This window comes from Streptomyces afghaniensis, from assembly GCF_044327915.1.
GTDB classification, from domain to species: domain Bacteria; phylum Actinomycetota; class Actinomycetes; order Streptomycetales; family Streptomycetaceae; genus Streptomyces; species Streptomyces afghaniensis.
Genome location: NZ_JBIRGJ010000005.1, coordinates 630,325 through 645,868, shown reverse-complemented (window position 1 = coordinate 645,868; position 15,544 = coordinate 630,325). Strand labels below are relative to the sequence as shown.

Annotated in this window: 3 protein-coding genes; all 3 read left to right on the top strand. The window is 73.8% G+C overall.

Annotated elements, in window-relative coordinates; translation table 11 throughout:
* Positions 1-321: 321 nt before the first annotated feature.
* The 3 genes from ACH4G3_RS21480 to ACH4G3_RS21470 are packed head-to-tail and all read left to right on the top strand — an operon-like array spanning position 322 to position 15,509.
* Positions 322-1,620 (top strand): cysteate synthase, encoded by a 1,299-nt coding sequence (locus ACH4G3_RS21480; RefSeq protein WP_397625999.1) that lies wholly within the window; start codon positions 322-324, stop codon positions 1,618-1,620.
* Entirely contained in the window at positions 1,617-9,254 is a 7,638-nt protein-coding gene (locus ACH4G3_RS21475; protein WP_397625998.1) for an amino acid adenylation domain-containing protein, read from the top strand. The genes ACH4G3_RS21480 and ACH4G3_RS21475 overlap by 4 nt, the downstream gene beginning before the upstream one ends.
* A gap of 6 nt (positions 9,255-9,260) precedes the next feature.
* A complete protein-coding gene (locus ACH4G3_RS21470; protein ID WP_397625997.1) occupies positions 9,261-15,509 on the top strand; it encodes an amino acid adenylation domain-containing protein in 6,249 nt (2,082 codons plus the stop codon).
* Positions 15,510-15,544: the final 35 nt, after the last annotated feature.

The following is a 15,544-nucleotide window of genomic DNA, read 5'->3' as shown; positions in this document are numbered from 1 at the left end:
GGAAGGCAGCCATGGCGAAGGTGAAGGATCTGCCCGCTCCGTCACGACTTCCTGTGTCGACTTCTCGCCCATTTCCCCGCCGTTCCTTCGTCGCGACATGTGCGCCACGGATCGTTGCCCATGACTCATGCCAGCTCAACCACCTTCCCAGGAAGGGGAGATGAAGCGGAACTGAACAGTCCATTGGTATAGACCAAATCGCGAAAGCGGGCAGAATGTCAACTGGGCGTTAGGGAGACGGCAATACAGGAGTCGCCTCGAATTCGCAGTGGCCCGGCTGGAATTGACCCGAAGCGCGGCCCTGCGGAAGGCAATGGAAAAATGTCCCGAGTACACCCCCAAGTACGTCCGGGAAATCGGCACTACACGATCGTGTGCTCCTCCTGCGGAGCCCGGTACGAGGACGACGGCCTCATCCTCGACTGCTCCCGCCGGCATGAACCGGCCTTTCTGCGCACCGAGTACGACGGCCCCGCGGAGCACAGCGGCACCGGGCTCTTCCGTCACGCCCGGCTGCTGCCCGTGGCGCGGACGTTCCCCGACGTGCCCGGCCCTGTCGTGTACCGCGCGAGGGAGCTCGGCCGGCGTCTCGGCCTGACCCGACTGTGGGTCGCGTTCAACGGCTACTGGCCGGAGCGCGGGGCGCAGCTGCCGACGTGCACCTTCAAGGACCTGGAGGCCTACACGGTCCTCGGCCGTCTGCCGGCCGACCCGCCCGTCCTCGTGATCCCTTCGGCCGGCAACACCGCCGCCGCGTTCGCCTGGGCCGCCACCCGTCACCGGACGCCCTGCCTCATCGTCGTGCCCGCTCCCGCCCTGGACGGCATGCGCTTCGCCGGCCCGCTCGACCCCTGCGTCCGTATCGTCGTCCTCGACGGCGACGCCACCTACAGCGACGCCATCTCCTGCGCCGATCTGCTGGCCCGGCTGCCCGGCCACCAGGCCGAGGGCGGCTCCCGCAACGTCGCCCGCCGCGACGGTCTGGGCACCGTGATGCTCGCCGCTGCCGAGGCGATCGGAGGCCTCCCCCGGACGTACGTCCAGGCCGTCGGCAGCGGTACGGGAGCCATCGGCGCCCATGAGGCGGCACGCCGCATCCGCTCGGGCGACGAGCCTCTGCCGCGTCTGCTGATGTGTCAGAACACGCCCTTCGCCCCGCTGTACGAGGCCTGGCGCTCGGGCGGGCGGGCCCCCGCCGACCGTGAGCACGAGCCGCTGGCCCGCGAACTGACCAACCGCCGACCTCCGTTCACCGTCCGGGGCGGTGTGCGCGAGGTGCTGGTCGAGAGCGGCGGGGAGGTCCTGCGCGTGGACAACGAAGCCGCCCTCGCCGCCATGGCCCTGTTCGAGGAGATCGAGGGCGTGGACATCGAGCCCGGTGCCGGTGTCGCGCTGGCCGCGCTCGCCGACGCCGTAGGGGCCGGGCGCGTCGGCCGCGACGAGCTGATCCTCCTCAACGTCACCGGCGGCGGCCGGGCCCGCCGGGCGGACGACCTCGCGCTCGTCCCCGCCGAGCCCTGGCTGCGCGCCGCCTGGTCCCCCGGGGGCGAGGGCCCGCAGGCGGTCGCCGAGCAGGTGGGGCGGCAGCTGTCCACCACCACGTCGGGAGCCGGCCGATGACCGTGCCACGCACACTCACGCCGTCCGCCGCCCAGCGCTCGATGTGGTTCGGCCAGCGGCTCGACGGAGCCGGCGGCGCCTACAACGTCGGCGAGTACACCGAGATCCACGGCCCCGTCGATCCGACGCTGCTCCGCGCGGCCGTACGGCAGGTGGTGGACGCGACCGAGACGCTGCGGTCCCGGTTCGCGTCCGACGACGACGGCGTACGCCTGCTCGTCGACCCCGAGCCCGGCGAGAGCGGTCCCGGCTGGACCCTGCCAGTCGTCGACGCGGCCGGAGCCGAGGCCGCGCGGGAGTGGATGGCGGCCGACTTCGCCACGCCCTTCGACCTCGGCCGTGGCCCGCTGTACCGGTACGCGCTGCTGCGGCTCGCGGACGACCACTGGATCTGGTACCAGGCCTACCACCACATCGCCGTCGACGGCTTCAGCTGCTCACTGATCGCCCGGCGGGTGGCCGACGCCTACACCGCGCTCGCCGAGGGCACCCCGCACACCCCGCCACCCGCTCCCCTGGCCCCGCTGGTCGCCGCAGACGGCGCCTACCGCGCGGGCGAACGGCACGAGCTGGACCACGCGCACTGGACGCGAGCCCTCGCCGACCGGCCCGACCCCGTGGACCTGACCGGCCGCCCGCCGCACGTCGCCGACCGCTTCCTGCGCCGCACCGGCCACCTGCCCGGACCGGCGGGCGACCTCGTACACTCCGCCGCCGAACGCGCCGGCACCCGCTGGTCGCGGGTCGTCCTCGCGGCGACCGCCGCCTATCTGCACCGGCTCACCGGCGCCCGGGACGTCGTCCTCGGCCTCGCCGTCACCGGCCGCGAGAGCGACACCGAGCTCACCACCCCCGGCATGGCGTCCAACGTGCTCCCGCTGCGGCTGTCGGTACGGCCCGACACCCCCGCCGTCGACCTCGTACGGCAGGCCGCCCGCGCCACCCGCGAACTGCTGGCCCACCAGCGCTTCCGGGGCGAGGACCTGCGCCGCGCGCTGGACTGGCCGCAGGACGGGCGCCGCTTCTTCGGCCCGGTCGTCAACATCATGGCCTTCGGGCCCGAGTTGCGTTTCGCAGGGCATCCCACCACCCGCCACAACCTGTCCACGGGGCCGGTCGAGGACCTCGCCGTCAATGTCTACGACCGCTCGGACGGCAAGGGCGTCCGAGTCGACCTGGACGCGAGCCCCGAGCACTTCACGGACGCCGGGCTGACCGCCCACCACCAGCGGCTGCTCCGCTTCGTGGAGCGGTTCGCGGCGGCGGCCGTGGGCCCCGGCACGGTGGTGGGCCGGGTGGAGCTGGTGGCGCCCGGAGAGGGGGCCCGGCTCGACGGGCCGGTTCCCCTCCCGGGGAACAGCCGTACCGTCCCCGGCGTCTTCGCGGCGCGCACGGCCGCCGAACCCGGCGCCACGGCCGTCGTCCACGGCGACCGTGAGACCACCTGCCGGGACGTGAGCGCCCGCGCCAACCGGCTCGCCCACCGCCTGCTCCGGCTCGGAGTCCGCCCCGAGGACCGGGTCGCCGTCCTGATGCGCCGCTCCGACGACCTGATCGTTGCTCTGCTGGCCGTCCTCAAGGCGGGTGGCGCCTACGTCGGTCTCGACCCGCGCGCCCCGGCCGCGCGCACCGCGCGGATCCTCGACGAGACGGGCGCGGAGGTCCTGCTGACCGACGGCACCGGCGACGCGAGCGGCACGGGCGGCGCGTACGACGGTCTCCGCGTGGTGGGCGCCGCCGACCCGTCCCTCGCCGCCGAGCCCGGCACCGACCCGGACGTGCCGCTGCACCCGGACCGGCTGGCATACGTCAGCTACACATCCGGTTCCACCGGCACGCCCAAGGGTGTCGCCGTCACCCACCGGGACATCACCGCCCTCGCCGCCGACTCGGCGTTCGGCGGTGGCGCGCACGATCGGGTCCTGGTCCACTCGCCGACCGCGTTCGACGCGTCCACGTACGAGATGTGGGTGCCGCTCCTGGGCGGCGGCACGGCCGTGGTCGCACCGGCGGACGAGGACCTGAACGCCGCCGCGGTAGCCCGCCTCACGGCACGGCACGGACTGACGGCGCTCTGGCTGACGGCAGGGCTGTTCCGGCTGGCCGCCGAGGAGGACCCCGGCTGCTTCGCCGGGCTGCGCCAGGTGTGGGCGGGTGGCGAGGCCGTCCCCGCGTCCGCGGTGCGCCAGGTCCTCACGGCCTGCCCGGGGCTGACGGTCACCAACGGCTATGGCCCGACCGAGACCACCACCTTCGCCACCTGCCGCCCCTGCCCCGACACGGCCTCGGTGCCCGACGCACTGCCCATCGGCCGCCCGCTCGACGGTATGCGCGCCTATGTGCTCGACAGCGCCCTGCGACCGGTCCCACCGGGCACTGTCGGCGAGTTGTACGTGGCCGGGCCCGGTGTCGCCCGCGGCTACCTCGGCCGCCCCGACGCCACCGCCGAACGCTTCACCGCCGACCCGTACGGCCCGCCGGGCAGCCGCATGTACCGCACCGGGGACCGTGTGCGGCCGGCCGAGGACGGCGAGCTGGAGTTCCACGGGCGGGCCGACGGCCAGGTCAAGCTGCGCGGGTTCCGGGTGGAGCCCGGCGAGATCGAGGCGGCCCTCGCCGCGCACCCGGAGGTCGCCCAGGCGGTCGCGCTCGTCCGTGAGGACCGTCCCGGCGACCGCCGTCTGATCGCGTACGCGGTTCCCGTCGAGGGCACGGCACCGCACCCGGACGCCCTGCGCGCCCACCTCGCCGACCGCCTGCCCGACTACCTGGTGCCCTCCGCGGTCGTACGGCTGGACGGACTGCCCCTGACCCCCAACGGCAAGCTGGACCGTGCCGCCCTGCCGGTCCCGTCCGTGCGCACCGGCGGCCGCGCCCCGCGCACCCCGCGGGAGGAGGCACTGTGCGGCCTCTTCGCAGAGGTCCTGGGCCTGCCCGCCACCGGTCCGGACGACAGCTTCTTCGCCCTCGGCGGCCATTCCCTGCTCGCCCTGCGCCTGATCGGCCGGATCCGCGACACGCTGGGTGCGGACCTGACACTGCGGGACCTGTTCGGGGCGTCCACTCCGGCGGCCCTGGCCGCCCTGATCGGCACGGACACCGCCGTACGGCCCGCCTCCCGGCCGTTCACGCCGGGTGCCGTCGTCGACGAGGCTCCGCTGTCGTCCGCGCAGCGGCGGCTGTGGTTCCTCGACCGGCTGGAGGGGTCCGGTGCGGCGTACCACATTCCGCTCGCCGTACGGCTGACAGGGCCCGCGCTCGATCCGGACGCTCTGCGCGCCGCCCTGGCCGACGTCGTCACCCGGCACGAGATCCTGCGCACGGTCTACCCGGACGCCGACGGCACACCGCGCCAGCGGCTCCTCGACCCGGCGCAGGCCCGGCCACGGCTGCACGCCGAGAGTGTCACGGAGGCCGAACTCCCCGACCGACTCGCCGAGTTGGCGCGCCACGAGTTCCTGCTCACCGAGGACGCCCCGTTCCGCGCCCACCTCCTGGCCCTCGGTCCCGAGGACCACGTCCTGCTGCTGGTGCTGCACCACATAGCGGCCGACGGCTGGTCCTTGGAGCCCCTCGTCCGCGATCTGGCCACGGCGTACCGGGCGCGGCTGGAGGGACGGGACCCCCAGTGGGCGCCGCTGCCGGTGCAGTACGCCGCCTTCGGCGTCCGGCAGTGGGAACTGCTGGCCGACGACGAGCTGATGGACCGTCAGCTGGCGTACTGGAAGGGGGCCCTGGCCGGGCTGCCCGTCGAACTCGCCCTGCCCGCCGATCGCCCCCGCCCCACCCGCGCCACGCACCAGGGCGGCGACATCCCCGTACGGCTGGACGCGGAGCTGCACGGGCGGCTGCGCGAGCTGGCGGGCGAGACCGGCACGACGGTGTTCATGGCCGTACAGGCGGGCCTCGCCGCGCTGCTCACCCGGCTGGGCGCGGGCACCGACATCCCGCTCGGCACACCGGTCGCGGGCCGCGCCGACGAGGTGCTCGACGACCTGATCGGCTGCTTCCTCAACACGCTCGTCCTGCGCACCGACACCTCCGGCGCCCCCACCTTCCGGGACCTCCTCGGCCGGGTCCGGGAGACCGACCTCGCGGCCTACGCCCACCAGGACCTGCCCTTCGAGCAGCTGGTCGAGGCCCTCAACCCGCCGCGCTCGCTCGCCCGGCACCCGCTGTTCCAGGTGATGCTCGCCTTCCGCCCCGGCGGCACGGAACCCCGGCTCGACCTGCCGGGCCTCACGACCGGCGCGCTGGCCGTGGAGACCGGTGCCACCAAGATCGACCTGACCTTCAACCTCGGCGAGCGCCGCACCCGCGACGGCTTCCCGGACGGCATCGAGGGCATCCTCCAGTACAGCGCGGACCTCTTCGACCGGCAGACGGCCGAGGAGCTGGCCGCCCGGCTGGAGCGACTGCTGCGGGCCGCCGTGGACGAGCCCGACCGTCCCATCGGCGCGCTCGACATCCTCGGCGAGGGCGAACGGCGACGCCTGCTCGTCGAGTTCAACGACACCGCTCGTGAGCTGCCGGTGACGGCCTTCCACCGGATGTTCGAGGCGCGGGCGGCCGAGACGCCGGATGCGGTGGCCGTGACGGATGCCCGTACGAACCTGACCTACGGGCAACTCGACGCGCGTGCGGACCGGTTGGCCCGGGCACTGACCTCGCACGGCGCCGGGCCGGGCCGGATCGTCGCCTTCGCGCTGCCACGGTCCGTCGACCTCGCGGTGGCTGTGCTGGCGGTCCTCAAGGCGGGTGCGGCCTATCTGCCGCTCGACCCGGAGCATCCGGCCGAGCGAACCGCGTATCTGCTGTCCGACGCCGATCCCGTGTGCCTCATCGCCGGGGAGGAGCCGCCCGTCGCCGTGGCGTGCCCGATCGTGAGCCCGGACGCGGACGCCCCCGGCATCGAGCTCACCGAGGCCCGCCCCGCCGACCCGGCCTACCTGATCTACACCTCGGGCACGACCGGCCGCCCCAAGGGTGTCGTCGTGGAACAGCGCAACCTCACCACGTACGTGGCGCGCTGCGCGGAGGCGTATCCGAGCCTGCGCGGTGCCTCGCTGCTGCACGCCACCATGTCGTTCGACGCCACCGTGACGACCCTGCACGGCGCGCTCGCCGTGGGCGGACGGGTGCACATCGCCGCCGTCCACGAGGCGGGCGCGCAGCCGCTGTCCGGCGGCTACACGTTCCTCAAGGCCACACCCAGCCACCTCGCGCTGCTGCCCGCGCTGCCGCACGACATCTCGCCCGCCGAGGAATTCATGCTGGGCGGCGAGGCCCTGGTCGGGGAGGCGCTGCGTTCCTGGCGCCGGGACCACCCCGGCGTACGGCTGATCAACCACTACGGCCCGACCGAGCTCACCGTCGGTTGCACCGACCACCGCATCGAACCCGGCGACGACCTCCCGTCCGGCCCGGTGCCCATCGGGCGCCCGATGTGGAACACCCGGGCGTACGTCCTCGACGCGTGGCTGAACCCCGTACCGGCCGGTGTGGAAGGCGAGTTGTACGTGGCCGGCGACCAAGTGGCGCGGGGTTACCGGAACCGGCCGGGCCTGACCGCGGAGCGGTTCGTCGCCGACCCCTTCGGGCCGCCCGGGGAGCGCATGTACCGCACCGGCGACCTGGCCGTACGTCGCGCCGACGGCACGCTGGAGCTGCGCGGGCGGGCCGACGACCAGCTCAAGATCCGGGGCCTGAGGATCGAACCCGGCGAGATCGAGGGCGTGCTCACCGCGCACGAACACGTCGAGCAGGCCGCGGTGGCCGTGCGCGAGGACCGGCCGGGCGTACGACGGCTGGTCGGGTACGTCGTGGGGCCGGCCGAGGTGGACGGCGCGGACGTACGGGCGCATGCGGCGCGCCGTCTTCCCGGCCACATGGTTCCGGAGGCGCTGGTGGTGCTGGACGCCCTGCCGATGACGCCCAACGGCAAGTTGGACCGGGCCGCGCTGCCGGCTCCCTCCGTCACCGTGAAAACGGACAGCCGGTCCCCGCGTACCTCGCAGGAGGAGACCCTGCGGGGGCTGTTCGCCGAGGTGCTCGGGCTCGACCGGCACGGTGTGGGCGTCGACGACGGCTTCTTCGACCTCGGCGGAGACAGCATCGCCTCCATCCACCTCGTCAGCCGCGCCCTCGCGGCCGGGCTGCGCCTCACCCCCCGCGATGTGTTCGAGCAGCGCACGGTCGCAGGCCTCGCGGCGGTGGCGGTGACCCGCCCGGCCCCGGCACCGGTGGCCGCGGCGCGGGAGCCCGCCGTCGGTGAGCTGCCGCTCACTCCGGCGATGCACCGGTTGCGCGAACGCGGCGGTCCCATCGACTCGTTCAGCCAGTCGGTGCTGCTGGTCACGCCCGCCGGGGCCGACGAGACGGGCCTCTCGAGGGCGCTCCAGACGATCCTGGACCACCATGACGCACTGCGGATGCGCCTGAGCGGCGATTGGGAAGCCCATATTCCGCCGCCCGGCTCCGTCGACGCGCGCACCCTTCTGGAACGCGTGACGACCGTCCCGGACTTCGGACAGCTGCCCGAACTGCGGCCGGAGGCGGGCGAACTGGTACGTGCCGTCTGGTACGACGCCGGACCCGACCGTCCCGGACGGCTCCTGCTGACGGTGCACCACCTGGCTGTCGACGCCGTTTCCTGGCACATCCTCCGCACCGACCTGGCCGCCGCCTGGCGCGGGGAGGAACTGCCCCCGGTCGGCACGTCGCTGCGCCACTGGTCGCTGCTGCTGGAACGGCAGGCCCGGACGCGGACGTCCGAGCTGGACGTCTGGCAGCGGATGCTCCAGGTCCCCGACCCGGTGCTGGGCGCGCGCCGGCCCGACCCGGGGCGGGACGTCATCGGCACGATGCGCCACCTCACGCGCACGCTGCCCGCCGCAGTCACCGGCACCGTCCTCACCACGGTCCCCGCCGCCTTCCACGCCGGCCCCGAGGATGTCCTGCTTGCCGGGCTGGCCCTCGCGTTCACCCGATGGCGGGGCCACCCGGTGCTGCTGCTGGACATCGAGCGGCACGGCCGCGAGGAGGTGGCCGAGGGTGTGGACCTCTCCCGGACGGTGGGCTGGTTCACCAGCGTCGTCCCGGCGCGGCTGGACCTCACCGGGCTCGACCCGGACGACTGCGCGCAGGTGCTGCGGAGTGTGAAGGAGCAGTTGCGCGTGGTTCCGGACAACGGCATCGGACACGGTCTGCTCCGGTACCTCGACCCCGCCACCGGTCCGGCACTCGCCGCCCACCCGGCTCCGCAGGTCGGCTTCAACTACCTCGGCCGTACGGCGAGTACGGGGCGTACGGCGGACGGCGACTGGTCACCGGCTCCGGAACCGCTGCCGTACCCGGGCGGCACCGCCCACGACCCCGCCCTCCCCGTCGCCCACGGCCTGGAGATCACCGCCGTGGCCGGCGACGAAGGGCTCCGGGCCACCTGGTCGTGGGCGCCCGGCATCTGGTCCGAGGACGACGTGCGCACCCTCGCCGGCCTGTGGTGCGACGCGCTGACCGGCATGACCAGCGCCACGTCGGCGGGCGGGCACACCCCGTCCGATCTGCCCCTGGTGTCGCTGTCCCAAGCGGAGATCGACGAACTCGAAGCCGAGTTCGCGAGCGAGTGGAGGTAACCCACGGTGACTCGGTCCGGAATCGCCGACATCCTGCCCCTGTCGCCGTTGCAGGAGGGGCTCCTCTTCCACGCCCTCTACGACGACGACCAGAGCCCCGACGTGTACGCCGCCCAGCAGATCCTGGAGCTCACGGGCGATGTCGACCCCGCCGCCGTACGAGCCGCCGGGCAGGCCCTCCTCGACCGGCACCCGAACCTGCGGGCGTGCTTCCGCCGCCGCGACGCCGGCCGGCCGCTCCAGATCGTGCCGACGGACGTCGTACTCCCGTGGGCCGAGGCCGATGTGTCCGCACTCGGGGAGAGGGAGCGGGAGGCGGCCTGGCAGCGGCTGCTCGACGAGGAGCGTGCTCGGCGCTTCGACCTCGCCAAGCCCCCGCTGCTGCGTCAGCTGCTCGTCCGCTGGGCCCCGGACCGCTACCGGCTGCTGATCACCAACCACCACATCCTCCTGGACGGCTGGTCCAAGCAGCTGCTCGTCCGGGAGTTCACCGCCCTGTACGGGGGTGAGCATCCGACCGTCCTGCCGCACGTGCCGCCGTACCGCGACTACCTGGCGTGGCTCGCCGGTCAGGACCGTACGGCCGCCGAGGAAGCCTGGCGGGACGCCCTCTCAGGGGTGGTCGAGCCCACCTTGCTCGTCCCCGAAGCCCCGGCCACGACCGTCCTCCCGCACGAAGTCGTGGTCGAACTCTCCGAGAAGCTGACCGCCACCGCCGAGAGGACGGCTCGCTCGCTCGGCGTGACCCTCAACACCCTCGTCCAAGGCGCCTGGGGTGTGCTGCTGGGCCGGCTGACCGGCCGCACCGACACCGTGTTCGGCCAGACGGTGACGGTCCGCCCGCCGGAGCTGCCGAACGTGGCCTCGATGGTCGGCTTCTGCATCAACACAGTCCCCACGCGCGTCCGCTGGGACGACGCCGACTCGGTCGCCGATCTGCTCACCGGCATCCAGAGCCGGCAGTCGGGCCTGCTGCCCCACCAGTACCTCGGCCTCGCCGACATCCGGCGCGCCACCGGCACGGGCGATCTCTTCGACACCCTGCTGGCGTTCGAGAGCTACCCCGCGCCCGCCGGCCAGGACGCCTCGCGGGTCACCCAGCTCACCGGCCGTGACGCCACCCACTACCCGCTGACCCTCTCCGTACTGCCCGGCCGCAGCCTGGCGGTTCGGCTGTCCTACCGGCCCGACGTCCATGACGAGAGCGGTGCCCGTGCGCTCCTGGACCGTTTCGCCGCTGTGCTCGCGGCCCTGGCGACCGCGCCGTCGCGTCCCGTCCGAGAGGTGGAGGCGCTGCTGCCGGGCGAGCGGGAAGAGCTGCTCGGTGAGATGCGTACGGCGGAAAGTCCGGATGCCACGCTTCCCGAACTGTTCGCCCGCCGGGTCGAGCGCAGCCCCCACAGCACGGCTGTCGTGTACGAGGGCATCCGGCTGACGTACGCCGAACTGGACGAGCGCTCCAACCGCCTGGCCCACCTGCTCGCCGGGCGAGGCGCGGGTCCGGAGCGCCTGGTCGCCCTCTCTCTGCCGCGCACGCCCGATCTGGTCGTGGCCATTCTCGCGGTGCTGAAGACGGGTGCCGCCTACCTGCCGATGGACCCGGAGTACCCTGCGGACCGCCTGGCCTTCATGCTCGACGACGCTGATCCGGTGCTGCTGGTGACCACGGACGGCGCGCCCGTGACAGGCACGGTCCCCGCCGTCACGGTGGCCGAGTCGCTCGCCTGTCCCGCCACGCCCCTGCCCGCCCCGGCCGCCCACCCCGGCAACACGGCCTACGTCATCTACACCTCAGGCTCCACGGGCCGCCCCAAGGGCGTCGCGATACCCCACCGGAACGTCGTACGGCTCTTCGGCTCAACCCGCCACTGGTTCGCGTTCGGCCCCGACGACGTATGGACCCTCTTCCACTCCTACGCCTTCGACTTCTCGGTGTGGGAGCTGTGGGGCGCGCTGCTGCACGGCGGCACGCTGGTGGTCGTGCCGTTCGCGGTGAGCCGTGAGCCGGAGGAGTTCCTGCGGTTGCTCGTCCGCGAGAACGTCACGGTGCTCAACCAGACGCCGTCGGCCTTCGGGGAACTGCTGCGCGCGGACGCCGCGTCACCGTCGCTCGGTCGGCGATCGTCCCTGCGGTACGTGGTGTTCGGCGGCGAGGCACTCGACTTCGCGCGGGTCGCCGAGTGGTTCACCCGGCACCCGCGGGAAGCGCCCGTGCTGGTCAACATGTACGGCATCACCGAGACGACGGTCCATGTCACGGGCCTGCCCCTGACCCAGGACAGGGCACGCGCCGCCACCGGCTCCATCGGGCACGCCATCCCCGACCTGCGCGCCTATGTCCTGGACGCGGGGCTGCGGCTCGTACCGCCGGGCGTGGTCGGCGAGTTGTACGTCGCCGGGGCGGGCCTGGCACGCGGGTACCTGGGCCGGCCGGGGCTGACGGCCGGGCGGTTCGTGGCCGACCCCTTCGGCGGGCCCGGCGAGCGCATGTACCGCACGGGCGACCTGGTGCGCCGGTCGGCGGGCGGTGAGCTGGAGTACGCGGGCCGGGCCGACGACCAGGTCAAGATCCGCGGCTTCCGTATCGAACCCGGCGAGGTGGAGGCGGCCCTCGCCGGCCACCCGGACGTCACACAGGCAGTCGTCCTCGTCCGGGACGAGCGGCTGGTCGGCTACGTCGTAGGAGGCGCCGTCGACGCCGGCGAACTGCGCCGCCACGCGGGCCGCACGCTGCCCGAGCACATGGTCCCGGCCGCCGTGGTCGTCCTGGACCGGCTGCCGCTGACCGCGAACGGCAAGCTGGACCGGGCCGCCCTGCCCGAGCCGGTCGCACCGTCCGGTGGGGGCCGCGCCCCGCGTACCCCGCAGGAGGAGATCCTGTGCGGGCTGTTCGCCGAGGTACTCGGTCTTCAGGCGCACCGGGTCGGCGCCGGCGACGGCTTCTTCGACCTGGGCGGCGACTCCCTGCTCGCCATGCGGCTGACCGACCGGATCAGGGCCGCCTTCGGCAGGGCACTGCCCGTACGCGCGGTCTTCGAGGACCCGACCCCCGCCGGGCTGGCCGGGCGGCTCGGCTCCGGAGACGACGCACGGCGCCCCGAACTCGCCCCGGGGGAACGCGGACACGCCCCGATCCCGCTGTCGTACGCGCAACAGCGGCTGTGGTTCATGAGCCGCCTGGAGGGCGGCGAGACCACCTACACCGTCCCCTGGGCCCTGCGGCTCACCGGCCCCCTCGACCGGGAGGCGCTCCGGGCCGCGCTCGCCGACGTCGTGGCCCGGCACGAGCCGCTGCGCACACTCCATCCCGACTTCCAGGGGACTCCGTACCAGCGCATCCTCGACGCGGAGGCGGGCCGCCCGGAGCTCGCCGTCGTACCGGCGACCGAGGCGGAACTCCCCGCGCTCCTCACCGCCGCCGCTCGGCACCGCTTCGACCTCACGGCCGAGACCCCGCTGCGCACCACCTTGTACGCGCTCGACGACGAGACGCACGTGCTGCTGCTGCTCGCCCACCACATCGCCGTCGACGGCTGGTCCAGGGCACCGCTGCTGCGCGACCTGGAGACGGCGTACGCCGCACGGACCGCCGGGGAAGCCCCGCGGTGGCGGAAGCTGCCCGTCCAGTACGCCGACTTCGCGCAGTGGCAGCGCGAGGCACTGGGCTCCGCGACCGAGCCCGGCAGCCCGATGAACCGTCACCTCGCGTTCTGGCGCGAGGCGCTGGCGGGGGCCCCCGACGTGCTTCCCCTCCCGGCCGACCGTCCGAGGCCCGCCGAACCCAGCGGCGACGGGGGCCGGGCCGGCTTCACCATCGACGCCGGACTGCACGCGGACCTCGGCGACCTCGCAGCCACCTCGAAGGCCACGCTCTTCATGGTGTTCCAGGCGGCGCTCGCCGCGCTGCTCACCCGGTTCGGCTCAGGCACCGACATCACCCTCGGCACCCCGGTCGCCGGACGCGACGACAGCAGGCTGGACGACCTGGTCGGCTTCTTCGTCAACAGCCTGGCCCTGCGCACCGACACCTCGGGCAACCCCACGTTCCGCGAACTCCTCGACCGGGTCCGGGACTTCGATCTGGCGGCCTACGCCCATCAGGACGTGCCCTTCGACGTCCTCGTGGACGCCCTCAGCCCGGGACGCGACCTCGGCCGCCACCCGCTCTTCCAGGTCGTGATCGCCTTCACCGGCCACGGCACCGGGCCGGAGCCGTCCCTGCCCGGGCTGGTCGTCGCCGACGAGCACATCGAGACGGGGGCCGCCCGCTTCGACCTCTGTCTCTACCTGCGTGAGCGCCGCGACGCCGACGGCGGTCCGGCGGGCATCGACGGTATCGCCGAGTACAACACCGACCTGTTCCTCCCTGCCACCGCCGAGCGGATCGCCCGCGCGCTGGTCCGCTTCCTGACCTCCGTAGCCGCCGACCCGGGGTCACGCGTCGAGGACGTCGACCTGCACGGGGACGACGTGCACCGCGAAGTGGTGCGGGAGACGGCTGTCTCCGTGCCGGGCCGCCCGGCCGCGCCCGCCGGACAGGAGCCGGCGACCCCGGCCGAACGCATCCTCGCCGGGCTCTTCCGCGAGCTGCTCACGTTGCCCGAAGTCCCGCTCGACGAGGACTTCTTCGCCCTCGGCGGCGACAGCATCTCCACGATCCGGCTGGTGAGCCGGGCGGCCGAGGCCGGCGTCGTGATCAGCGCCCGGGACGTCTTCAAGTACCAGACGGTGAGGGAACTGGCGGCGGTGGCCCGGGGGGCGGCCGGTGCGGGCACGGTGCCCGTCCACGCGCCCGGTGACGGCACGGGTGCCGTCCCGCTCACTCCGGTCATGCGGTGGCTGTTCGAACGCGGTGGCCCGATCGGCCGGTTCAGCCAGTCCGTCCTGCTGACGGTTCCCGCGGGTGCCGGTCTGCAGCCGCTGACCGACGCCCTGCAGTCCGTGCTCGATCACCACGACATGCTGCGTTCGCGGCTCACTCCGGCTCGGGAACTCCACGTCAGCCCGGCCGGCCAGGTACGCGCCGCCGATCTACTCGACCGCAGGGACATCTCCGGCACGTACCTCGCATCGGACACGGAAGCCCTCCACACGATCGTGACCGAGGAGTTCGAACGGGCCGTGGGACTGCTCGATCCGGTGGCGGGGGCGATGATCCGGGCGGTGTGGTTCGACGCCGGAGCGGAGCGAGCCGGGCGGCTGTTGCTGATCGTCCACCACCTCGCCGTGGACGGGGTGTCCTGGCGCATCCTCGTACCCGACCTGGAGACCGCCTGGGCGGCCGTCACCGCCGGGCGGCGGCCCGAACTGCCGCCCGTCGGCACCTCGTTCCGCCGCTGGTCCGTGGCGCTGGGCGAGCAGGCGCGCACGCCGTCGCGGGTGGCCGAGGCCGAGCTGTGGCTCCGCATCGCGGACGCGCCCCGCACCCCGCTGGGCTCCCGGCCGCTCGACCCCGACCAGGACACCGCCGCCACGACACGCTCGCTGCGGCTGACCCTGCCGCCGGGGACGACGGGCCCGCTGCTCACCACCGTCCCGTCCGCCTTCCGCGCCGGCACCCAGGACGTCCTCCTCACCGGTCTCGCGCTGGCCGTGGCCGAACAGCAGGGCTCCCCGCACGTCGTGCTCGACGTCGAGGGGCACGGCCGTGAGGAGCTGGCACCCGGGCTCGAACTGTCGCGCACCGTGGGCTGGTTCACCTCGCTCTACCCGGTCCACCTGGACCTGGCGGGCATCGACCTGAGCGATGCGCTGGCCGCCGGGCCCGCCGCCGACGTCGCCGCCGCCCGGGTCGCCGAGCGGCTGCGCGAACTGCCCGACCACGGCGCCGGGTACGGCCTGCTGCGCCACCTCAACCCCGACACGGCAGCCGAGTTGGCCAAGGCACCCACTCCGGCGATCGGCTTCAACTACCTCGGCCGGGTCACCGCCGATGACACCGCCGACGCCACCGCATGGACCTTCGCCCCCGAGTCGTCGGCGCTCGGCACCGGTTCCGACCCCGGCCTGGCCGCCGCCCACGTCCTGGAGGTCAACTCGGTCGTCCGTGACACCGGTTCGGGTCCGCACCTGGTGGCCGACTGGTCATGGCCCGACGGCGTGCTCACCGAGCCGGAGGTGCGGGCTCTGGCCGAGTCCTGGTTCGCCGCGCTCACCGCTCTCGCCACCCGGGTGGACCGGAGTGCCTCCGGCATGTCGCTGAGGGGGCTGGAGCAGGACGAGCTCGACGAACTGGCCGCGGGCCTCGACGGCTGATCACGGGGACCAGTGGACCACCCGCACCAAACGGA

Coding starts and splice junctions, on each gene's coding strand:
- ACH4G3_RS21480 (WP_397625999.1), top strand. CDS start 322: ATGTCCCGAGTACACCCCCAAGTACGTCCGGGAAATCGGCACTACACG.
- ACH4G3_RS21475 (WP_397625998.1), top strand. CDS start 1,617: ATGACCGTGCCACGCACACTCACGCCGTCCGCCGCCCAGCGCTCGATG.